Raw genomic sequence first — 22,112 nt, forward strand, 5'->3', positions numbered from 1 at the left:
TTGCTAAACCTAGTTGAGCACCTTTTCGGGTCTACAGACAGCTGGAGCTACGAGCCGGACAGCCCGTGGACGCCGCTAGCGGCCATCGAGCAGGCGGGGGAGAGTTGGCAGGCGGATATCTTCTGACTGCACAGCGAGCAGAACGGCGCGCCGCTGGAGGTGACGGACGGCGAGGGCGGGCTGCGCTGGTCGGGGGATTACGACACCTTCGGTAGGCTGCAGGGACAGACGGCGGCGGGCATCATGCAGCGCCGGGGCGCGGCCTATGAGCAGCCGCTGTGCTACGCCAGACAATATCGGTTGTCTTCGCTTTACCCGTCGTTGATCATTATCCTTCCGGCGTCAGGCTATGACGTCAGTATTACGACGCTTAAAACTGCCACTGCAGGGTGAAGCCGAGGTTAACCGGGCTGGTGTCGAACCCCTTGGGTTTGGCGAGCGGCGCGCCGACAAAGGCGTCGTAGCTGACCCGGCCGATCCGACCTCTGAGGCCGAGCACGCCGCCCGCCAGATGCCCGCGGGAAAAATCGTTATCGCCGCCGCTCACCCGGCCGTAGTCCATCCCCAGGTACAGCTGCTGATTATATTTGGGCAGATTCAGGTTCAGGTCGTTGCGCAGCACGTAGCCGCGGTTGGCCGACAGGTTGTATTCGCCGTCGAAACCGCGCACCGTCCAGCGGTTGCCGATGCTGAACTGATCCTGCGTCGCCAGGCGGTCGCGGCTGTGCTGCTGCTGATAGCGCGGCTGATAGCTCATTGACTGCCCGAGCAGAATAAACGGCACGGAGGCGCTGATATCCAGATTGACGGCGCGGCTGTGCGGGCTGGCGGCGGCCTGCTGCCTGGCGCCGAACCAGGAGGTGTTGCGCTGGTAGCTGACCATCGCGTCGACGATGGAGCGGCCGATATAGTGGCGGTGATTCAGCCTGACGACCGCTTTGGTGACCTTGCGCTCCCGAATGCCCAGCTTGATGTCATTGACAAAATAACTGGCGTCGTTTTTTAACAGCTGAACGCTGGCCGTGGTTTTCTGGCTGGCGTTGCGGTACAGCAGGCGGTTGACCTTCAGGCTCAGGTTGCGGCTTTTGCCCTGATACTGCAGGTCGGCCCAGGTGCCGCTGATCCGCTGCAGATATTCACTGCGGCTGGCGTACATATCCAGTGACCAGAAGCCATAAGGCACCGAATAGTACAGCGAGCGGTTTTTGGAGTTGCGCCACTTTTGCCCCGCCAGATCGCGGCCAAAGGAGACATAAAACAGATCGTTCAGCGAGGTCGGGTTATCCAGATAGAACGCCATACCGCCCTGATAGCGCCCGGTATAGCGGCTGCCGGCGTCGTCGAACCAGCCGCCGACCCGCCAGAAAGAAGGCTGGCTGCGTGCGATCTCGATATCGGTTTCCCCCTCACGTTCCCCGGGGCGCAGAACCACGTTGGCGTCGGCGCCGGGAATACGCTGGATATTCTCCAGCCCCTGCTCAATGGCGCGTAAATCCAGAATATCGCCCTTATGGTCCGGGAAGGTGGTGTACAGGTTGGCGTATTTATCGCTGTCTTCGCTGAAGGCGATATTGCCGACTACGCCGGGTAAAATAGTCAGCGTCAGCACGCCGGCGTTGAGATCCTGCCGGGGTGCCACCACGCGGGTGGTGATGTAGCCGTGGCGGATAAGCTTGTTTTGCAGGGCGGCGGCCAGCGTGCGGACCCCCTGAATGCCGAGGCAGCGCCCCTCGGCCTGGGCGCTGAGTTTACGCAGCGGCAGCCAGTGCGGAATTTTATCGTCTTTATTCAGTATTACCTGCGCAATCGCGAAGCAGTTGGCCTCCTGGGGGAAGTTTATCTGCGTACTCTTCGCCTCGCCGCTGTCGGATGCGCGCACGTCTTTCCCCTGCGTTTCCAACTGGCTGTAGCGCGCTTTTTCCTGTTCCTGCTGATGGCTGCTCTGCTGTTCCATCAACCGTCCGCTTTCCGCACCCTGAGCAAGGGGAATAAAAAAGGCCAATAGCAGGGGAGCGGAAAAATAAACGCGCATGTTGTTCATATCCTTTTGTACTTTTAGAGCATCCGTGCGCCATCTGGCGGCCTGTTGTCGCGGGAGTGCGTCGCCCGACGAAAATATTGAGGTAGCGTTGGGGCTGGGGTTCGCAAGGCGGCCTCAACGAGGCCGCCTGCGTTGATGGACGCTTATTTGTGAATGGTGATATTGCCGTTCACTGCGCCGCTGTTGGTGAAGGTGCCGGACTTGTCCAGCACCAGTTCAACGCCGTTAGGGCTGTCGACCAGCGCATTTTTGTGGTTGGTAAAACTGCGGCTGTTAATCACCGTTTTACCGTTGGCGGAGGCCAGCGTACCGTAGTTGGCAACGCCGCCTTTCTCGATGTCAATGCGGATACCCTCTTTGCCGCTCAGCTTGCCGCGGTGGGCGTAACCGCTGCTCAGCGCCAGCGTCGCTTCGCCTTCGGCATTGATTTCGCCGCCGGTGTTGGTGAGCGTACGGGCGTCAATCACTACGTCTTCAGCCGCGTTGATCAGGCCAGTGCTGTTATTGAGCGTTGCAGCGCGCATCATGATGCTGCCGTCGCTTTCAATCAGGCCGCCGACGTTGCTCAGGGTTGAAGAGGCGTGGGTGATAATGTTGCCCTTGGAGATAATTTTCCCTTTGCCGTTGCTGATGGAACTGGCAACCAGCGTCATACCGCCCTTACCGCTGAACAGCCCGGCTTCGTCGGTGTTTCTGGCGTTGTTGGTATTAATGATGCTGCTGCCGTTGGCGTTGATATTCAGGTGGTTGTCAGCCATGATGCGCCCGGTGCTGTTATTGACGCCGAGGCTGTGGATCGAGACATCGTTACCGCCGCGAATGACGCCGGACTGGTTGTTCAGCGCGCGTTGGTGGGTATTAATCGTCACGTTTTCCGTCGACTGAATGACGCCGGCGTTATTTGTCAGCGTGCCGGTGTCCAGGGTCAGTTCACAGCAGGCCTCAATGCTGCCGCGGGTATTATTCAGGTGGTAGCCGCCGGTATTAATATCAATGCCGCCCAGCTCACTTTTGATCATGCCGCCGGTGTTATTCAGGCTGTTAGAGGAAATAACGACGCCCTCTTTGCCGTGGATAACGCCGCTGATGTTATCCAGCGTTCGGTTAAAACCGTAATGGTAAGGATCGTGACGCATATTAACGGTGCCCTGGCTGTGAACCTTGCCGTTTCTATTGTCGATGTGGCCACTGACGAGGTTGATATCGCCATCCGCCAGCAGTTCGCCGCCGACGTTGTTCAGCTTGCTCTTGGCCAGATTGATGTTGAGATCGTTGCCGGCGCTGATCACGCCGTTTGCCGTGTTGTTTAACGCGCGGCCGCTGGCGTAGTAGTAACCGGCATGACGATTGCGTCCCCGCGTGGTGTCGATATTGACGTCATGGTGTGCGGAGATGACGCCTTTGTTTTCCAGCACGCCGTCGGTGGTGATGTTGAGGTCGCCTGTCATGGCGCCGATGGTGCCGGCGTTACGAACCCCGACGCCATGGTCGGTGCTGACCAGCGTAATTTTATTGGCGTACATCCCGCCTAGTTTGGCGACGTCGATGCTGATTGCCGGCTTGACGCCGCCCGGCGTCAGCTCATTGATCTGCGTATTGTCCGCGTTGACGTTGTTGCGTCCGGCGGTGATTTTCAGATCCTTGGCGACGATATCGGCGTTAATCTGCACCGCGCGCGCAATGATATCGGTATAGTCGGCATCGGTGGTGTTCAGGCCGTCGCCATTGATGATCACGCGGCCTTTATCCACGGTGTAGCCCAGCAGTGTGCCGTTGGCGACCTGGGCTTTACCGGTGGTCAGGGTGGCGCGGTCGGCGTTGATAAAGCCGCAGCCGCTGCAGGTGATGCCCGACGGGTTGGCGACAATCACCTGCGCCTTATCACCGGCGACTTCGATCAGGCCGTTCAACTGGCTGGCGCGGGTGGAGTTGACTTCGTTCAGGATGATGGAGGCGGAGCCGCCGGCCAGGTTGGCGTTACCGGCAATGTTACCGGCCAGCTGTGAGGTGGAGCCGGCGGCGCTGTTATTGAGCACTACGCCGCCGCGGTTAACGTCGAATTCCGAATAGATATTGTGAGAAACCCCGCCTTTACCCGCGGCGTTGATGTCGATAATGGTGCTGCCGTTGGCGCCGGCGCTGACGGAAGGGCCGCCGTTAATCGGCGCCGACGGCGTGATGGCCGCATGGGCGACCGCGCCCCAGGAAAGCAGACTGAAAAAACAAATCGGGGATAATTTGGCAATCAGCTGTTTTTTGGATTTTCTATTCATTAGAAAATATTTCCTCATCCATAATAAATAATTTATATACAACCTGTATTTAAATGTAGGTTGTATATTCATGTGGGATATATAAATGTGGGTCCTTGCCTGATTAATATCAGCCGATGGATTATACCCGTGAGAATAATTGATGTAACTGGAGGGTAAATAAATCAGTGTGTTCTTGTTTTTTACTGCGAATGTTACTTGTTTGTTTTAATGCTGCTATTATTCCGTGCGGAGAATAAAAAGGGTGCGGTCTTTATATTTCAGCGTTGCGTTAATGCGCCATGCATTTTATTTCTTGCGTATTCTCAACGTAAATGCCGGCGTGGGCGTTAGCACCGCAGCGCCATATAGGCGCGCGGCGCGCTGCCGGTCATGGTTTTGAAGAACGTGGCGAAGGCGCTGTCGCTGGCGAAGGCCAGCCGGGCGGCGACCTCGCACTGGCGATGGCCGGCGGCCAGCAGTTCGATGGCGCTAATCAGCCGCCACTGCTGTCGCCATTGCTGGTAGCTCAGCCCGGTTTCCCGGCGGAAAATGCGGCTGATGGTCTTCTCCGAGGCGCCGACGTAGCGCGCCAGCTCATACAGCGGCGGCAGCGTTTCCAGGCCGGCCAGATGGCGCAGACGCCGGTCGGCGGGCAGCGGCAGCAGGGTCAGTTCACGCGGCGCCTGCGCGATCTCATCCAGACAGACCGCCAGAATATTGGCGGCGGGCCCCTGCCGCCAGTCGGTGTCGAAGCCGGCGAGGGCGATGCGCTCCAGAGCGGCGCGCAGCAGCGGCGTTGCCGCCAGCACCGTCAGCCCCGCCGGCAGGCCGGGATAACGCGCCTCATCGAGATACACCGAGCGGTAGCCGACGACGCCGCTGACCTGCACGCGGTGCTCCACCCGCGGCGGGATCCAGGCGATGCGCGCCGGCGGCAGCAGGCAGATGCTGTTATGCAACGTGATGCGCATGCTGCCCTGCTGGCTGAACAGCAGCTGCCCCATACCGTGCTGGTGCGGGCCGGAGTCGTGCCGCGCCAGTTCGGCGGCGATGCCCAGCACGCTATTGTCGAGCGTATCCGGGTCAAAACTGTCCTGGGCGCTGAGCCACGTCATAACCTGTCCGATTTTATCAATTTTTTGTCTTTTATAGTGTAATCGGCAGCGGCGTGAAGATGCTAGTTTGTCCCCCGGTTTTTGATAAGGGGGAAGAGGCGATGCAACGCAAACTGACGCTGACGCTGGCGACCGTAATGATGATGTTTCCCCAGCTGGCGGAAACGATTTACAGCCCGGCGCTAACGCATATCGCCGCCGGGTTCCGGGTGAGTGCGGAAATGGCGGCGCAAACCCTGTCGTGTTATTTCTTTGCCTTTGCCGTCGGCGTGGTGGTGTGGGGATATTTGTGCGACCTGATCGGCCGTCGCCCCACGATGCTGGCCGGGCTGACGCTGTATCTGCTGGCGTCACTGGCGGCGCTGTTCAGCGCCAGCTTCAGCATGCTGCTGGCGGCGCGTATCGTCGCAGCCTTTGGCGCGGCGGTAGGTTCGGTCGGCACCCAGACCGTCATCCGCGACCGTTTCGACGGCGGACAGCTGGCGCGGGTGTTCTCGCTGATGGGGATTGCCATGGCGCTCAGCCCGGCAATCGGCGTACTGAGCGGCTCGCTGTTGACGTACTACCGCGGCTATCAGGGCGTATTCGGCGCGCTGGCGCTGCTGGCGGCGCTGTTGCTGGCCTATGCGGCCTGGCGGCTGCCGGAAACCCGGCCGCCGCAGGTGGCGCAACGTGCGTTTTTCGCCACGCTGGGGCGCATGGTGCAGGATGCCGATATCTGGCGCAGCGCGCTGCTGGTGGCGCTGTTCAATCTGTGCATGTTCAGTTATTACCAGCTGGCGCCGTTCCGCTTTGCGGCGCTGGCGCTGCCGGCGCAGTGGTTCGGCTACAGCGGCTTGGTATTGGCGGCGGGAGCGGGCGTCGGCGCGGCATGCAATAAGCGGCTGTTGGCCGCCGGCTGGCGCTTTGACGCGCTGCTGATGTTGGCGTGCGCGCTGTCGCTGGGCGGCGGCGTGCTGGTATGGCTGCTGGAGGCGACGCGCGGCTTCGCGCTGCCGATGCTGCTGGTGGTGATGGCGTACGGCATCGCCATTCCCAATATTCTGGCGCGCGCGCTGCGTCACTATAAGGCGTGCATGGGCACCGCCGGCGCGCTGTTCGGCCTGATGTATTACTTGATGCTGGGGGCGGGGCTGGCGCTGACCGGGCTGATGCAGCGGCCCGGCGCGGTGCTTACGCTGAGCAGCCTGTGCGCGCTGGGGCTGGCGTGGCGGCCGTGGCCGGCGGGCAGGAAGCAGGGCGAGGGAGCGCCTCGCCCTGAACGGTGCGATTAATTCAGCTTCGCTTTGGAGAAATCGCTGCCGTTGACGTCCACCACGTAGCCGCTGAGGTTGTTGCGGGTGGCGTAAAACACCTTGCCGTTCGCCAGCGGCAGCCACGGGGCCTGTTTGGCAAACACTTCCTGCGCCTGCTGATAGAGTTTGCCGCGCTCGGCCGGGGTATTGACCGCAATCGCCTGCTTGATCAGCGCATCGTACGACTTATCGCACCAGCGGGCGACGTTGGCGCCGCTCTGCACGCCGTCGCAGCCCAGCAGGGTGGCGAAGTTGTCCGGGTCGCCGTTATCCGAGACCCAGCCGTACAGCGCGCTGTGCTGCTCGCCCTTGCGCAGCCCGGCCAGATACTGCCCCCACTCCCAGGTGACGATGTTGGCTTTGACGCCCACCTGCGCCCAGTCGCTCTGAATCATCTCGGCGATGCGGCGCGAGTTGGGGTTATACGGGCGGGCGACCGGCATCGACCAGATATCGGTGGTGAAACCTTTTTCCAGCCCGGCCTGTTTCAGCAGCTCGCGCGCCTTTTGCGGGTTGTACTCGTAGCCCGGCAGCTTATCGTTGTAGCCCAGCATGCCCGGCGGCAGCAGTGAACTGGCCGGCGTGCCGCTCTCTTTAAATACCGCGGCGACGATGGCTTTTTTATCCACCGCATAGCTCAGCGCCTGGCGCACCAGCAGGTTATCAAACGGCTTTTTGGCGGTGTTGAACGCCAGATAGCCGACGTTCAGCCCGTCGATGCTGTGCAGCTGCAGGTTCTTGTCGCGCTTAATCGCTGCGAACTGCTCGGGCAGCGGCGCCGGGATAATCTGGCACTCGTTGGTTTTCAGCTTTGACAGCCGGGTTTGCGCGTCCGGGGTGATGGAGAAGATCAGGTGCTTGCTGGCCACCTCGCCCTGCCAGTAGTGCGGGTTGGCGATATAGCGGATCAGTGAGTCCTGCTTGTACTGCTGCAGCGCGTAAGGACCGGTGCCGATCGGCCAGTTGTCGACGTTCTCCGGCGTGCCCTTCTTCATCATCGCGTCGGCGTATTCCGCCGACAGGATTGAGGCGAAGTCCATCGTCCAGTCGGCGAGGAACGCCGCGTTGGGCTGGGTCAGGGTAAAGCGCACGTGGTTGTCGTCCAACACTTCCACCTTGGCGATCAGCTTGTCCAGCCCCAGGTCGGTGAAGTACTCATAGCTGCCGCCGGACACCTTGTGATACGGGTGGTTGGGATCTTTCTGGCGCATCACCGTAAACACCACGTCTTCGGCGTTAAAGTCGCGGCTGGGGGTAAAGAATTTATTGCTGTTGAACTTCACCCCTTTGCGCAGCGTGAAGGTGTAGGTTTTACCGTCCGGGCTGATGGTCCAGTCGGTCGCCAGCGAAGGGGCGGGCGTTTTGTCGCTGCCGCGCAGCGTCACCAGGCGGTTGTACAGCATCTGCGAGGTGGCGATAAAGGTCGGACCGGAGGTGGACAGCTGCGGGTTGAAGGACTCCGGCGAGGCGACGGTGCAGTAAATCAGCGTATCAGAGGCGGCCAGCGCGTTATTGGCCGACAGCAGGCCGGCGCCTGCCAGCAACAGGCCCAGGGTGGTTGGTGTTAATCGCATACCGATGATGATCCTCTGAGTGATGGCGGCCGTACGTCGGCCGCAAAATAGGGGCGGCGCGTCAGCGCGCCACTCCATGATTAAAGTACTCAGATCGGGGATTCGTCAAAGCCTGTTTGCGGCGGCGACGCTGCCAGCGCTCAGCTCAGGGCAGCAAAGCGTGCGCGGATCTCCGCTTCCGGCAGGTCAATGCCGATAAACACCAGCGTGCTCTGGCGCGTCTCGTCCGGCTGCCAGTCGCGGTCCCAGTCGGCGTTATACAGCCGCTGCACGCCCTGGAACAGCAGGCGGCGCGGTTCGTCCTTGATCGATAAAATGCCCTTGTAGCGCAGCAGGTTGTCGGCGAACTGCAGCAGCAGCTCCTCCATCACCGCGGAGATCTGCGCCAGTTCCAGCGGCGGCTGGTGGTAGAGCACGATCGAGTGAATGCTGTTCTGCGGCTCGGCGATGCGGCGGAACACCGGCTTGCTCAGATTCAGCCGGTCGTTCAGCACGAAGCCTTCAATATCGAACAGCAGCGTGAGATCGATATCGCCGTGCAGCGCCAGGTGCACCGGCGCGCGGGCGTTGATGCGCTGCAGGCGCTGGATCAGCGCCTCGCTGTCGCCGGCGACGTCGGTTTTGCTCAGCAGAATGCGGTCGGCATAGCCTACCTGCGACTGCGCGATGCTGTACTGATCCAGCTGCTGCCCGGCGTGCACCGCATCCACCAGCGTGATGATGCCGTCCAGCAGAAAGCGTTCGCAGATTGTCGGGTGGGCGAAGAAGGTCTGGGCGATCGGGCCGGGGTCCGCCATGCCGGTGCATTCGATAATCAGCCGGTCGAAGGCCAGCTCGCCGCGGTCGAGGCCGTCCAGCAGGTCGAGCAGCGCGTCCTCCAGCTCATTGGCGCGGCTGCAGCAGATGCAGCCGTTGCTCAGCGTGGTGATGCGGCTGGCGCGATCGCCGATCAGCGCGTTGTCGATCGGCACTTCGCCGAACTCGTTTTCAATCACCGCGATGCGGTGGCCGTGGTCGGCCTGCAGGATATGGCGCAACAGGGTGGTTTTACCGGCGCCCAGAAAGCCGGTCAGAATGGTGACTGCGATGGGTTTCATTGCGGGTCCTTAATGCTCGGGGCCTAGCAGCAGCGCATGCCGCCTTTGCCGTCGCCGCCGTAGCGCGCTTGCTGGCGCTCGCGGAAGAATTCTTTGTAGCTCATTACCGGTTTGTCCGGATGGTTGTCCTGCATATGCTGGACGTAGGTGTCGTAGTCCGGCACGCCGACCAGCATCCGCGCCGCCTGTCCCAGATATTTTCCCGCCTGACCAAGATTGCCGAACATGATTGTACTCCCGGAAAACGTGGATAACGGGCGCCGCATGCAGCGCCCGTGACTTACTCTATTATGCAGGCAAATTGCCGTTAATGCTGGGGTGAAACTTTGACCTCGCCCTCAGAGTTGGACGCCGTCTGCGCCGGCACCGGCACGTAAGGCGTCTCCTGATCGCTGCGCTGCGGGTTTTTGCGCGCCGCCAGCGCGGTTTTAATCCCGTAGAAGATAATGGCGTACACCACCAGCAGGAACAGAATGCTCAGGCCGGCGTTGGTGTAGTTGTTCACCACGATATGCTGCATATTGGCGATCTGCTGCGGGCTCAGGTCGCCGCCGGCGGCGATTTTCTGCTTGTACTCGTTCGCCAGGAAGAAGAAGCCTTCCAGCTGCGGATTATCGCTCAGCAGCTTCAGACCCAGCGCATAGGTGGTGCAGATCAGCAGCCACACCGCCGGCAGCACCGTCACCCAGATGTAGCGGGTGCGCTTCATCTTGATCAGCACCACGCTGCCGAGCACCAGCGCCACCGCGGCCAGCATCTGGTTGGAGATGCCGAACAGCGGCCACAGGCTTTTCACGCCGCCGAGCGGGTCGACCACCCCCTGATACAGCAGGTAGCCCCACAGGCCGACGCAGCCGGCGGTGCCGATAATGCCGGCCACCAGCGAGTCGGTTTTTTTCAGGAACGGCACGAAGTTGCCCAGCAGATCCTGCAGCATAAAGCGGCCGGAGCGGGTGCCGGCGTCCAGCGCGGTAAGGATAAACAGTGCCTCAAACAGAATGCCGAAGTGGTACCAGAAGCCCATATCCGCCGCCGGCATAATCTTGTGGAACACGTGCGCGATGCCCACCGCCAGCGTCGGCGCGCCGCCGGCGCGGTTCAGCACCGACGGTTCGCCGATGTCTTTTGCGGTCTGCAGGATCTGTTCCGGACTGATGACAAAGCCCCAGGAACTGACGGTGGCGGCGGCATGCACCGTCACATCCTTCAGCTGCGCCATAATCAGCGGCGCGTTATCGCCCCCCAGCTCGTGCAGGTTCGGCATGGTGATGCCCAGCGCTGCCGGCGGGGTGTTCATGGCGAAATACAGGCCCGGTTCGATAATCGACGCCGCCACCAGCGCCATGATCGCCACGAAGGACTCCATCAGCATTGCGCCGTAGCCGATAAAGCGCGCGTCGGTTTCACAGGCCAGCAGCTTCGGCGTGGTGCCGGAGGCGATCAGCGCGTGGAAGCCGGAGACCGCGCCGCAGGCGATGGTGATAAACAGGAACGGGAACAGCGAACCTTTCCATACCGGGCCGCTGCCGTCGACGAACTGGGTGACCGCCGGCATTTTCAAATCCGGGTTCAGGATCACGATGCCGATCGCCAGCCCGACGATCACGCCGATTTTCAGGAAAGTGGCCAGATAGTCGCGCGGCGCCAGGATCAGCCACACCGGCAGCAGGGCGGAGATAAACGCGTAGCCGATCAGGGTGTAGGTGATGGTGGTGTCTTTAAAGGTCAGCGCCGGACCCCAGTACGGGTCATGGGCGATCACGCCGCCGAACCAGATGGAGGCCAGCAGCAGTACGATGCCGATCACCGACACCTCGCCCACGCGGCCGGGGCGCAGGAAGCGCATATAGATGCCCATAAACAGCGCGATCGGCACGGTGGAGCAGACGGTGAATACGCCCCACGGGCTTTCCGCCAGCGCTTTCACCACGATCAGCGCCAGCACCGCCAGAATGATGATCATAATCAGGAAGCAGCCGAACAGCGCGATGGTGCCCGGCACCGGGCCCATCTCCTTCTTGATGATCTCGCCGAGCGACGCGCCGTTGCGGCGGGAGGAGATAAACAGCACCATAAAGTCCTGCACCGCCCCCGCCAGCACCACGCCGCCGAGCAGCCACAGCGTGCCCGGCAGATAGCCGACCTGCGCCGCCAGCACCGGGCCCACCAGCGGGCCGGCGCCGGCGATGGCGGCAAAGTGGTGGCCGAACAGCACGTTTCTGTTGGTCGGCACATAGTTCAGGCCGTCGTTATTCACCACCGCCGGGGTGGCGCGGCCGGCGTCCAGCTTCATCACCTTGGTGGCGATATACAGGCTGTAGTAGCGGTAGGCCACCAGATACACCGCGATCGAGGCGACGATGATCCACAGTGCGCTGATATGCTCGCCGCGCCGCAGCGCCACCACGCCGAGACAGGATGCGCCGATCACCCCCAGCAGCATCCATGGGAGATGTTTGAGAATCCCCGTTTGTTTCATGAGATATTCCTTATTCCAGTCTGCAAAATAATGTGTAAAAGCATCCGCTTATAGATTTTTAGGCTGCGGATGGCGTGCTCAGGTACTTCCCCGGTAACAAGGGGCAGGTTTAGGAACAGCTCATCATCGCGCGCGGCGTAAAGCGATGACAGATGAAATGGGTTAAGCGGTGCGATAGCCCGCCGAGCGGTTGAAATTGTCGGCTGAGCGGATCCGCCGCGCCGGACGCGCGGCGGGTGGGGGCGTCAGCACAGCCGGCTGGCGTGCTGCGCGTCGGGAAAGATGGCGGTGCTGAAGATATGGCCGTCGACCTGATACTGATTGTCGGGCAGCGGTTCGACCTGGTATTCGTTCGCCAGATAGTTGTGGAAATTATTGGCGTCGCTGAGGCTGCGAAAACCAATCAGATCGTAATAGAGCAGCGACTCCACCAGCTCGCGGTGCTGGGGAATGTTTTTCAGCAGCGGCACGGCGGGGAACGGCAGCGCGAAGAAGAAGCCGCACGGGTTAAGCAGCCCCTGCTCCTTCAGCGCCGCACCGCAGGGCAGCAGCTGATAGTCGTCGATGCAGATTAAATCGCTCGGGCAGATATATTCGCTGGCGATGGCGGCGATCTGTCGGTTGACCTGGCGGTAGGCCTGATAGTTTTCCGGCGTGAAGTGGGCCAGCTCGGGACGGTTGTGGAACACCGGCCACAGTCCGTCGTGATAGTAGCCCTGATAGTGGTAGTGAAATTCGCGGGTGGAAAAGGGGAAGGTCACCAGTTCATAGCCGTTGCTGTGCTGCACCTGTACCGGCCGACCGGCCGCGTCGGCGAAGTTTTCCACGTTGCTGTCCCAACCCAGCCACAGGCCCTGTCCGGCATCGGTCAGGGCGTCCAGCGCGTAGTCCTGCACGGCGGCGATAATATCGCTGGCGTCGCAGTGTTTATTGGAAAGCAGAACCAGACGAGACATCAAAGGGCTCCTTATTGTTGGTCATTATTCGGGGTTACAGCAGCCAGGCGCGTTCGGCGTCGGTAATCAGCTGTTCAAACTGCGCCAGCTCCGCGCTTTTACAGCCGTGCCACAGCTCGCAGAACGCCGGGCCGAGCAGCCGACGCAGCGCAGCGCAATGCTGAAACAGCGCCAATGCCTGCGGCTGGCTGAGCGGCAGCGGCGTCGCCTGTGGGTCGTCATAGCCGTTGCCGCAGCTGGACGGCGGCAGCGGCAGGTTCTGCTCCAGCCCGAACAGCATGCCGGCGAGGATGGCAGCGACGGCCAGATAGGGATTGGCGTCGGCGCCGGCCAGCCGGTACTCGATGCGCTGGTTGGCCCGATCGGCGCAGGGCAGCCGCAGCGCCACGGTGCGGTTGTTGTAGCCCCAGGAGGCGCGCAGCGGCACATGCATCTCGGGGCGGAAGCGGCGGAACGCATTGACGTTGGGCGCCAGCAGCGCCATCGACGCCGGCATCAGCGCCAGCATGCCGCCGAGCACCTGGCGCATCACCTCGCCGGGGGCGCCGTCCTGCGCGCTCAGCCGGTTGCGCCCCTGCGCATCCTGCAGACTGATGTGGAAGTGCAGACCGCTGCCGGCCGCCTGCGCGTCCGGCTTGGCCATAAAGCAGGCGTGCTGCCGGTGCTGCTGCGCCACCTGACGCACCAGCCGCTTCAGCGCCAGCAGCTGGTCGCAGCTGGTCAGCACCTCGGCGCTGTGGCGCAGGTTCAGCTCGTACTGGCCCGCGGCCGCTTCGGCCACCACGCCGGTCAGCGGCAGCGCCTGCAGCCTGGCGTGGCGGGCGATATCCTCCAGCAGCGCGCCGTGGCACGCCGGGGCATCGACGGCAAAGTTCTGCGATAACGTTTCTTCTTGCTGCCCGGGGCGCTGCTGCGGCGCGTGGAGATAAAACTCCAGCTCGGCGGCGATCACCGGGTAATAGCCGAGGCGATGCAGACGCTCAAGCAGCTGCGCCAGCACCACGCGCGGCTCCAGCGGGCAGGGCGCGCCGTCCGCCTCGCACATGGTCAGCAGCAGCTGCGCAATATGATGCGGGTCTTTGGCGCAGGGGCGCAGCGTGCCGCTCACCGGCAGGCACAGCCTGTCGGGTTCGCCGGCCTGCTGACCCAGACCGTGCTGTTCCACCACCTGGCCGTTAAGGTCCATCGCATACACCGACTGCGGGAAGTAGCAGCCCTGTTCCAGGGCGAACAGCTCAGAGACGGCGATGCGCTTGCCGCGGATGCGCGCGTTCAGATCGTGCAGATAGATATCGACGAATTCGGTGTCGGGATAATGGCGCAGGTAGCTCTCGACCTCGGCGGCGAGCGGCGCCTGCGGCGCCGGTGCGGGCGTCGTTAACAGCGGATGAAAATCGATGATATTAGCGTACATGGCGGCCCCCGTTGTGCAGCGGGAGGTCGCGGAAAAAGGCGGTGGTAACGTGCGGAGATAAACGCATGGATAGTGCTCTCATCAGGCCATAGCGGCGACATGATGATGTTATCCGGCGGGCGTAAAACCGTCTGTAAAAACGCCGTAACGATTGCGGGCGGGGAGATAAAAATGGCGTAAATAGCGGGGAGTGTGTGTGGCGACGGTATAAGGGCATTGCCGTAAACGACAATGCCCATGATGCAAGCTGCGCTGCAGGGGCGCAGGGTTATTTCAGGCTGACGCGAATAACATCGTCGGGCGCGCTGGCCTCTTTATCGCGGCTGGAAGCCTGCTTCACGCTGACGTACAGCGTTTTGCCGTCCGGCGACAGCGCCAGGCTGTTCGGGTGGGTTGGCGTTTTCAGGGTTTCCCGCACCTGATAGGTATTGGCGTCAATCACGCTGACGGCGCCGGCCTTGCGGTGGGTGACGTACACCTCGTTGCGTGCCGGGTTAAACAGCACGGCCAGCGATTCCGGCGCGTCGATTTTATGCAGGATCTCGCCGTTGCGGGTATCTACCACCAGCACCTGCGGCTGTTTGGAATCGGTGATAAAGGCGCGGTGGTTTGCCGTATCCAGGCTGATATTCAGGAAAAAGTGCTCGTTGGCCGCATCCAGCTTCTTGCGCGTCAGCACTTTATTGGCGGCGGTGTCGATGGTGACCAGCTCGCCTTCGCTGTTGGTGACGTACAGGCGCTTGGCGGCGGCGTCCAGCGCCAGGCCGGTGCCGAATTTTCCGGTGCCTTTAATGGTGGCGCGCAGGGTCAGATCCTTGCCGTCCACCACCCAGACCACGCTGGACTCGCCGAGGCCGGTGATATAGACGGTATCGCTGCTTTCATCCGCCACCAGTTCGCGCGGCGCCAGCGGTTTCACGCCCTCGGCGCGCTTGCGCGCATCCAGCACCAGCCGGCCTTTCACCTCGCCAGTGGCGGCGTCGATGGCGGTGACGGAACTATTGACGGTGTTGCCGAAGAACAGCGTGTTGGTTTTGTTATTGATGGCGGCGCCGAACGGCTTGATATCGTTGTGAATAATCTGGGTTACGTCCAGCGTGGTCGGATCCAGGCGATACACCACGCCGCCTTTGTCCAGCTTGCGGCTTTGCGAAGTCGCCAGATACAGCGCGTTTGCGCTTTGGCTGTACGCCATCTCATAGGCGCCTTTACCGACCGGCTTGCGCAGCAGCTCGGATTCGGCCTGCGCCTGAGAAGCGCCGGCAAACAGCAGGGTGGTCAGCAGCACCAGAGGGAAAACCGCGCGCCCGCCAAGGCGACGGCCGGTTGTCATTACAGCATTCATAACATCTCCATATGGTTAAAATTATTATTGCCGCGCAGCGGCCGGAACGGCTCAACATTGGCTTCAAAGACAGCAGCCTGCCGGGCGCATCGTCGTGCGCCGGTTATTATTTGAGAATAATAATCATTATTCATGCGAAAGGGGAGCGGTTTTATTGCCGCAGGTCCGCCGATGGGCCGTCTCGGCAGCGCTCAGGGGCGCAGAATCAGCCGGCCGTCGGGAGTATTGGCAAGGGAGAATTCGTGGCTATATTTACGTCGTTCCTGGTCGTGATTAAGCGAGACGCCCATCATCACCGCATAGTTGCCAGCCTGCCATGCGGCCTGCGGGTATGTGACGCACTGGCCGGGCAGCAGTGCCGGCAGCGGATGAATGTCAGGCGAGGTCCAGACAATATCCCATTGCTGCGATGACTGCCGGGAGACGATGATGCCGCGGTTTTGCAGGCTATCGTGAGGGCTGACGCTGTCGGCAGGTATGGCGAAGCAGGGCTGGTTATCTTGCAGCGAAACCTGCAGCGGGTAATACCACTGTTTTTCCAGCTGGCAGCCGCTTAGCGTGCTTAGGGTAAGTAATGCGGTGGCTGTACGTTGCATAAGGTTTTTCACGCAGCTTGCCGGCAGAGTCATGATGACTTATCAACGAGCACGGTTAAAATCAGCGCCACGATAAATAAAACTCCTTCGAGCAGCAGAAACCGACCGTCGTTAATTAACCATGACTTTAATTTTCCCGAAGCCGCATACTGCAAAAAATCATAACTTTTCTGCGGCAGATAGTTTCCCTGCGTTATTTTTATTTCTTTATTTTTCAGGTTCCACCTGAACCATTGTGCTTTGATTGAGGTACCCAAGCTACCAAAATGGTCGGCAATAACGACATGGGGAGGAATGAAATGCCCATGCTCGATATAAGTTTGGTACAGAGAGGCGAATTCTTTTTTATATTGGCGTGAATATAGATATTTGAGTAACCCGCAAATTATGATCAGGGAAGCAACAATCAGCATCGCAATTTTCATTATTCACCAAAAATTAAATCTGCCGTTGTATCAGCAATATATCCGCCAAATAGCGTATGTGCATGATAAGTCAATGATCCTGGCTGTTGGGCAATACAGTAGCCCGGTGCAATATTACGGTTTGGCGTCGCCATCTTCGTATCTACCTCCCTGTAGTTGACGCAGAAAAACTAGCATTTTCAAAGGGTCAATACCCGGCGACCGATCACGCGGCGGACGGTAAATATTCCTAAAAACTGACCGTGCTGCTCCCACCGGCGATGATGGCGGGTGTTGACCGATCTGGCCTATCTTGAAAGAGAAGACGACGCAGTTGTACTGCGCGAACGCGCGCCGGACGTGGCGCTGGCGCGCCCCTGAGCAGAGGAGCACGAGATGCAGCAGATGAACACGATGGTACTGGGTGCGGGGCTGATGGGCATCGGCATCGCTACGCATTTTGCCCGTCACGGGCGGCAGGTGCTGCTGTACGACACCGACCCCGCACGTCTGGCGGAGGTGCCGGCGGCGGTGGGCAGCATTCTGGCGGAGCTGGCGGCGGCCGGACTGGCCGATCCGCAGGAGAGTGCGGCCACGCTGGCGCGTTTGCACACCACGAACGAGCTGGCGCAGGCGGCGTCGGCGCAGCTGCTGATCGAGGCGATCCCTGAACGGCTGGCGCTCAAACATGCGCTGTACGCCCAGCTGGAAGCGCTGATCGCCGACACGGCGATTATCGCCAGCAACACCAGCGGCCTGCCGCCGGACCAGCTGGCGGCGCCTCTGCGCCATCCGGAGCGGCTGCTGATCGCCCATTTCTGGAACCCGCCGCATCTGATCCCGCTGGTGGAGATCGTGCCCGGCAGCGCCACCGATCCGCGTCATCTGGCGACGGTCGAACGGCTGCTGACGGCGCTGGATCTGGAGGCGGTGGTGTTGGATCGCGCTGCGCCGGGCTTTGTCGGCAACCGCCTGCAGTTTGCGCTGCTGCGCGAGGCGCTGCATATCGTGCAAAGCGGCATCGCCAGCCCGCAGGTGGTCGACCAGGTGATGCGCGCCTCGCTGGGGCGGCGCTATGCGATGGTCGGGCCGCTGGAGGCGGCCGATATGACCGGGCTGGACACCGTGGCGGATATCGCTCGCCATCTGTTGCCGACGCTGGCCGCCGGCGACGGGATGATGACGCTGGTGCAGGAAAAGGTGGAGCAAGGGCAGACCGGCCTGCGCAGCGGCGACGGCTTTTATCGCTGGGACGACGCGCGCAGGACGTGCATTGCGCAGCGGCGTACCCATCAGTTGCGCTTTGCGCTGAAGCCTTAAACCACCGGCGATATCGCGGCCTGTTCTCACTGACGGGCATCGTTTAACGGAGTGAAAATCATGAATCTACACGGTAAAACCGCACTGGTGACCGGTTCGACCAGCGGCATTGGACTCGGGCTGGCCGATAGTCTGGCCGCCGCCGGCGCGCAGCTGATCCTTAACGGTTTCGGCGACGTTGATCGGGCGCTGGCGCAAATCGCGCAGCGGGGAAAAGCGCCGGGCTACCACGATGCGGACCTCAGCGATCCGGCGCAGATTGAAGCGATGATGGCGTATGCCGGGCGGCGGTTTGGCGGCGTTGATATTCTGGTGAATAACGCCGGCATTCAGCACGTAGCGCCGCTGGAGGACTTTCCGGTGGCGCAGTGGAACGCGATTATCGCCGTTAACCTCTCTGCGGTGTATCACACCAGCCGGCTGGCGCTGCCCGGCATGCGCGCACGCGGCTGGGGACGGATTATCAACGTGGCGTCGGTGCACGGGCTGGCGGCGTCGAAGGAGAAGTCGGCCTATGTGGCGGCGAAGCACGGCGTGGTGGGGCTGACCAAGACCATCGCGCTGGAGACCGCGCGTACGGCGATCACCTGCAATGCCATTTGCCCCGGTTGGGTGCTGACGCCGCTGGTGCAGCGGCAGATTGATCTGCGCGTCGCGGCCGGTGAGTCGCCGCAGCAGGCGCGTGATGCGCTGCTGGCGGAGAAGCAGCCGTCGCAGGAGTTTGTGACGCCGCAGCAGCTGGGTGAGCTGGCACTGTTTCTGTGCGGCGACGCCGCCGCGCAGGTGCGCGGTGCGGCCTGGAATATGGACGGCGGCTGGCTGGCGCAATAAATAACGCTTCGGCGGATGCCGCCGCGACGGCATCCGTTAGCCAATATTTCCCTGTGGTAATTATCACGCCATGCATCTATTTTAACGTCCGTTTTATTTTTTCTGATTTGTTATGAAATATTAATGGCCGGCCGTATTATCGGTTAGAGAACGACATTTATGCTGATTATTTGCACATCATTTATTGTTTTGTTGCCGTTGGTAGCATTCTGATACGTTTTTATTTCTTCGCCGCTGCCATTTATCTTTTTATGTATTAGGTCATGAGATTTTATCCCTTGCGTCGCTTTGTTATATCGGGTAATTATTAATTTATGGCCAAGAGCCATGGCAGTTAATAATAAGAAAAACTTATTTCAGACAGGGGTAGTAATGAAAATGATAAAAACGCCAATTATTATTGGCGGCGTCCTGCTGTCGGCGTTATCCGGCGCCGCGCAGGCGGAAATTACCATCTTGGAGAAAAACCCGCAGAGCAATGTGTTGCTGGCGCCGCTGAGTTTACAGGTCGGCGGCAGCATTCGGCCGGAATGGATTTTTAATAATGGCCCGGAACCGGGCTATGATAAAAACGGCCATGACGGCGGCACGCGCTTTCGTTTCAGCGCCGATTACGCCCTGAGCCAGCATACCTCGGCCATTGGTTATTACGAATGGGGCGTGGATCTGGCGCACGCGCTGAGCTGGGACGGACACTACAACGAAGACGGCAAACGCGATTATCAGCGCCAGCTGTATGGCGGTTTTAAAGACGACCGTTACGGCACGCTCACCTATGGTCATCAGTACGGCATCTATTATTCCGTGGTCGGGATTAAAAGCGACGTCTGGGATAACGATGGCCACGCCGGCGGCACCGGCATTGGTATTTCCGGCGACTATGACGGCGGTAATAAGCCGAAGAACAGCCTGAAATACACCAATGATTTTGGTCCGCTGACCCTGTACGCCAACTATTTGCTGCCGGAAGACGATCTGCATACCGCCAATAATCTCAGCTACCGGCGTTCCGGCGGCGGCGGGCTGGGGTTCGATTATAAAATCGATCCGACATTGACGCTGAGCGCGGCGTACAGCTACACCGACGCGAAGGTGAAGGATGAGCGTTATAACGAACAGCAATACCATCAGCAGCTGTCGGGCGCCGCACTGACCTGGCAGCCGACCAACTGGTATATCGTCGGCACCGCCAGCTACTATAAAGATTATGTGCCCAGCACCCGCGAACGCAGCCTGTCGCATTTCTTTGCCGGCGACGGTTACGGGCTGGAAGGCTTTGTCGGCTATACCTTCAATATCGACAAACCGTTCCTGAAATCGATCCAGCCTTATGTGGCGGCGGACTCGCTGCGGTTGAAGGGGCAGGAGGCGTATCACGCCAACCACGTCTATCTGGGGGCGGGCACCACCATCGGCTACGGCCTGTCGGTGTACGTTGAACGCACGCTGGCCAACAGCAGCGACAACGAACCGGACTCCACCTGGGTGACGGTGTTCTACGACTTCTGACCGCCTACATGGCGATGGGGGCGGACGGCAGCGGGCCGTCCGCCGCCTTTTCCGCCAGATAGCGCGCCGGCGGTTTACCGACCGCTTTCCTGAACATGGTGACAAAGCCGCTGGCGCTCTCATAGCCCAGATCCAGCGCCACGCTCTGCACGCTGACGCCCTGCGTCAGGCGCTGCAGCGCCAGCATCACGTGCAGCTGACGCCGCCAGTGGCCGAAGCTCATTCCCAGCTGTTGCTGCAGCGTACGGCTCAGCGAGCGGGTGCTCATGCCGATATGCTGCGCCCATTGCGCCTGCGTGCGCTTATTCGCCGGCTCCGCCAGCATCTGCTCCATCAGCTGGCGGATACGTGCGTCCTGGGAGACCGGCAGGTGCAGGTTTTCCACCGGCGCCGCCGCCAGCTGATCCAGCAGCACCGTCGCCAGCCGGCCTTCGGCCCCTTGCTGATCGTACAGCGGCGTAAAGCGGCTGGCCGCCAGCAGCAGTTCGCGCAGCAGCGGTGAAATGGTCAGGGTGCAGCAGCTGTCGGGCAGATCGCCGGCGGTGGCGGCGTCGACAAACAGCGCATAACACTCGGTAGCGCCGGTGCCGCGCGCGCTGTGCAGCACGTTGCCGGGCATCCACAGCGCGCACTGCGGCGGCACCAGCCACAATCCGTTTTCCACCTCGCAGCGCAGCATGCCGCGCGCGGTGTAGATCAGCTGCGCCTTGTGGTGGCGGTGCGGCTCCACTTCCCAATTCTCATTAATCGTCGCGCCCTGCACGGCGAACACCGGGCGCGGCACATTATCGATATCCAGACAGGGCTTCTTGGTTACAAAAGTCATGAGAATAACTCTCATTTTGGCGTAAATGAAAAATAGTATGTCCTGATTGTGCAATGTGGTCTAGCGCCGTTGTCGATAAAGTAGGCGGCAATTTGGTTTTGCTGAACCTGACAGGGGGCAATATGCATCAACGAGCGGTGATTAATCAGCTGCTGGCGTGGATCGAACAGAATCTGGAACAGACGCTGACGCTGGACGAGATTGCGACGAAAGCCGGCTACTCCAAGTGGCATCTGCAGCGGATGTTCAAACGTCAGACCGGCCACGTGCTGGGCACCTACGTGCGCCGCAGACGGCTGACCGCCGCGGCGCGCGAGCTGCGGCTGACGGGCACCAGCGTGGCGATTATTGCAGATAAGTACCAGTTTGATTCCCAGCAGACCTTCACCCGCGGTTTCCGCCAGCAGTTCGGCCTGCCGCCGGCCGCCTACCGCCGCAGCGCGGAGTGGCCGGGCTACGGCATGCAGCCGCCGCTGCGTCTGAGCGCGCCGCCGCTGCCGGCGGCGGATTTTGTCGAACTGCCGGCGATGCGGCTGGTGGGACGCACGCAGCGCCGCACGCTGACGCTGGACGAGCTGAGCCGGCGGAAAAAAGAGCTGCGCCAGAGGGCCTGGAGCGCGCTGCGCTGTCCGCTGTCCGGGCCGCCGGCGGTGGCCTACGGCCTGACCCGGCTGGACGTCGACAGCCGTCAGCAGGACCGGCAGTGCATGGCGTACACCGTCGCGCTGGACGATGAGCAGACGACGGGGGACGTGGTGCAGATTGAGCCGGGGGAGTACGCCAGCTTTGTCTACCAGGGGCAGGCGGACGAGTTCCAGAACTTTATCGCCCGGGTCTACGACAGCGTGATGCCGGCGCTGAATGTGGTGCGGCGGCCGGGCAGCGACATTGAGCGTTTTTACCCTGCGCAGGGTGGCTTCTACCATCAGGACGGCGCGGCGATCCACTGCGAGTATCTGATACCCATCCGCCGTTTGCCGACGTCGCGCTGAGTGCCGCCAATGAAAACCGGCGCGTGATGCGCCGGCGGTGTGGGATGATGTCGCGATCTGAAG

General features: G+C 61.0%; 19 protein-coding genes and 1 pseudogene. 6 read left to right on the plus strand and 14 right to left on the minus strand.

Annotation, left to right across the window (positions count from 1 at the left end):
• Positions 1 to 27: 27 nt before the first annotated feature.
• A pseudogene (locus tag I6G83_RS23730) lies at positions 28 to 297 on the plus strand (RHS domain-containing protein); the annotation flags it as partial.
• Between the two features lie 73 nt (positions 298 to 370).
• Here the strand turns inward: I6G83_RS23730 and I6G83_RS09705 are convergent.
• From I6G83_RS09705 to I6G83_RS09715, 3 genes are all read right to left on the minus strand, one after another.
• Positions 371 to 1,954, minus strand: a complete 1,584-nt coding sequence (locus tag I6G83_RS09705) for a ShlB/FhaC/HecB family hemolysin secretion/activation protein (protein WP_054307277.1) — start codon at positions 1,952 to 1,954, stop codon at positions 371 to 373.
• Between the two features lie 230 nt (positions 1,955 to 2,184).
• Complete coding sequence (locus tag I6G83_RS09710; RefSeq protein ID WP_054307278.1) at positions 2,185 to 4,314, minus strand: two-partner secretion domain-containing protein; 2,130 nt, start codon at positions 4,312 to 4,314, stop codon at positions 2,185 to 2,187.
• A 329-nt stretch (positions 4,315 to 4,643) separates the two neighbouring features.
• Positions 4,644 to 5,411: an AraC family transcriptional regulator gene (locus tag I6G83_RS09715; protein ID WP_054307279.1), complete on the minus strand. Its 768-nt coding sequence runs from the start codon at positions 5,409 to 5,411 to the stop codon at positions 4,644 to 4,646.
• Between the two features lie 101 nt (positions 5,412 to 5,512).
• On the opposite strand from I6G83_RS09715, the gene I6G83_RS09720 reads away from it, so the two are divergent.
• Entirely contained in the window at positions 5,513 to 6,685 is a 1,173-nt protein-coding gene (locus I6G83_RS09720) for an MFS transporter (protein ID WP_054307280.1), read from the plus strand.
• On the opposite strand, the gene I6G83_RS09725 is transcribed toward I6G83_RS09720, so the two are convergent.
• The 10 genes from I6G83_RS09725 to I6G83_RS23650 form a co-directional block, all read right to left on the minus strand.
• Positions 6,682 to 8,280, minus strand: a complete 1,599-nt coding sequence (locus tag I6G83_RS09725) for an ABC transporter substrate-binding protein (protein ID WP_054307281.1) — start codon at positions 8,278 to 8,280, stop codon at positions 6,682 to 6,684. The genes I6G83_RS09720 and I6G83_RS09725 overlap by 4 nt on opposite strands.
• A gap of 140 nt (positions 8,281 to 8,420) precedes the next feature.
• Complete coding sequence (gene yjiA, locus I6G83_RS09730) at positions 8,421 to 9,377, minus strand: GTPase (RefSeq protein WP_015670748.1); 957 nt, start codon at positions 9,375 to 9,377, stop codon at positions 8,421 to 8,423.
• 23 nt (positions 9,378 to 9,400) lie between these two features.
• Complete coding sequence (locus I6G83_RS09735; RefSeq protein WP_015670749.1) at positions 9,401 to 9,604, minus strand: YbdD/YjiX family protein; 204 nt, start codon at positions 9,602 to 9,604, stop codon at positions 9,401 to 9,403.
• An 80-nt stretch (positions 9,605 to 9,684) separates the two neighbouring features.
• Positions 9,685 to 11,856, minus strand: a complete 2,172-nt coding sequence (locus I6G83_RS09740; RefSeq protein WP_062779149.1) for a carbon starvation CstA family protein — start codon at positions 11,854 to 11,856, stop codon at positions 9,685 to 9,687.
• A gap of 245 nt (positions 11,857 to 12,101) precedes the next feature.
• Positions 12,102 to 12,812, minus strand: a complete 711-nt coding sequence (locus I6G83_RS09745; protein ID WP_015670751.1) for a trehalose-6-phosphate synthase — start codon at positions 12,810 to 12,812, stop codon at positions 12,102 to 12,104.
• Between the two features lie 34 nt (positions 12,813 to 12,846).
• A complete protein-coding gene (locus tag I6G83_RS09750) occupies positions 12,847 to 14,226 on the minus strand; it encodes a glutamine synthetase family protein (RefSeq protein WP_054307006.1) in 1,380 nt (459 codons plus the stop codon).
• A gap of 268 nt (positions 14,227 to 14,494) precedes the next feature.
• Complete coding sequence (gene yncE / locus I6G83_RS09755) at positions 14,495 to 15,571, minus strand: 7-bladed beta-propeller protein YncE (protein WP_054307005.1); 1,077 nt, start codon at positions 15,569 to 15,571, stop codon at positions 14,495 to 14,497.
• Positions 15,572 to 15,762: 191 nt separating this feature from the next.
• Complete coding sequence (locus I6G83_RS09760) at positions 15,763 to 16,167, minus strand: putative T6SS immunity periplasmic lipoprotein (RefSeq protein ID WP_138111315.1); 405 nt, start codon at positions 16,165 to 16,167, stop codon at positions 15,763 to 15,765.
• Between the two features lie 29 nt (positions 16,168 to 16,196).
• Positions 16,197 to 16,592 carry a hypothetical protein gene (locus tag I6G83_RS09765; protein ID WP_072186158.1) on the minus strand — a complete coding sequence of 132 codons (396 nt, stop codon included), beginning with the start codon at positions 16,590 to 16,592 and terminating at the stop codon, positions 16,197 to 16,199.
• Complete coding sequence (locus I6G83_RS23650; protein ID WP_255265497.1) at positions 16,592 to 16,726, minus strand: hypothetical protein; 135 nt, start codon at positions 16,724 to 16,726, stop codon at positions 16,592 to 16,594. The genes I6G83_RS09765 and I6G83_RS23650 overlap by 1 nt, the downstream gene beginning before the upstream one ends.
• Positions 16,727 to 16,967: 241 nt before the next feature.
• Here I6G83_RS23650 and I6G83_RS09770 point away from each other — a divergent pair, with 241 nt between their 5' ends.
• From I6G83_RS09770 to I6G83_RS09780, 3 genes are all read left to right on the plus strand, one after another.
• Positions 16,968 to 17,891, plus strand: a complete 924-nt coding sequence (locus I6G83_RS09770; RefSeq protein WP_054307002.1) for a 3-hydroxyacyl-CoA dehydrogenase family protein — start codon at positions 16,968 to 16,970, stop codon at positions 17,889 to 17,891.
• A 60-nt stretch (positions 17,892 to 17,951) separates the two neighbouring features.
• The gene (locus I6G83_RS09775) at positions 17,952 to 18,722 is read left to right on the plus strand and encodes a 3-hydroxybutyrate dehydrogenase (RefSeq protein WP_054307001.1); all 771 of its coding nucleotides are present in this window, start codon (positions 17,952 to 17,954) and stop codon (positions 18,720 to 18,722) included.
• A 372-nt stretch (positions 18,723 to 19,094) separates the two neighbouring features.
• Positions 19,095 to 20,231, plus strand: coding sequence for a porin (locus tag I6G83_RS09780; RefSeq protein WP_054307000.1), 1,137 nt, complete (start codon positions 19,095 to 19,097; stop codon positions 20,229 to 20,231).
• A 4-nt stretch (positions 20,232 to 20,235) separates the two neighbouring features.
• Here I6G83_RS09780 and I6G83_RS09785 read toward each other — a convergent pair whose 3' ends face one another.
• On the minus strand, positions 20,236 to 21,057 hold the full coding sequence (locus tag I6G83_RS09785; RefSeq protein WP_054306999.1) for an AraC family transcriptional regulator: 822 nt from the start codon (positions 21,055 to 21,057) through the stop codon (positions 20,236 to 20,238).
• 122 nt (positions 21,058 to 21,179) lie between these two features.
• On the opposite strand from I6G83_RS09785, the gene I6G83_RS09790 reads away from it, so the two are divergent.
• A complete protein-coding gene (locus I6G83_RS09790) occupies positions 21,180 to 22,049 on the plus strand; it encodes a helix-turn-helix domain-containing protein (protein WP_054307007.1) in 870 nt (289 codons plus the stop codon).
• The last annotated feature ends 63 nt before the right edge of the window (positions 22,050 to 22,112 follow it).

The organism is Serratia rubidaea (assembly GCF_016026735.1).
In the GTDB taxonomy this organism is placed as follows: domain Bacteria; phylum Pseudomonadota; class Gammaproteobacteria; order Enterobacterales; family Enterobacteriaceae; genus Serratia_B; species Serratia_B rubidaea.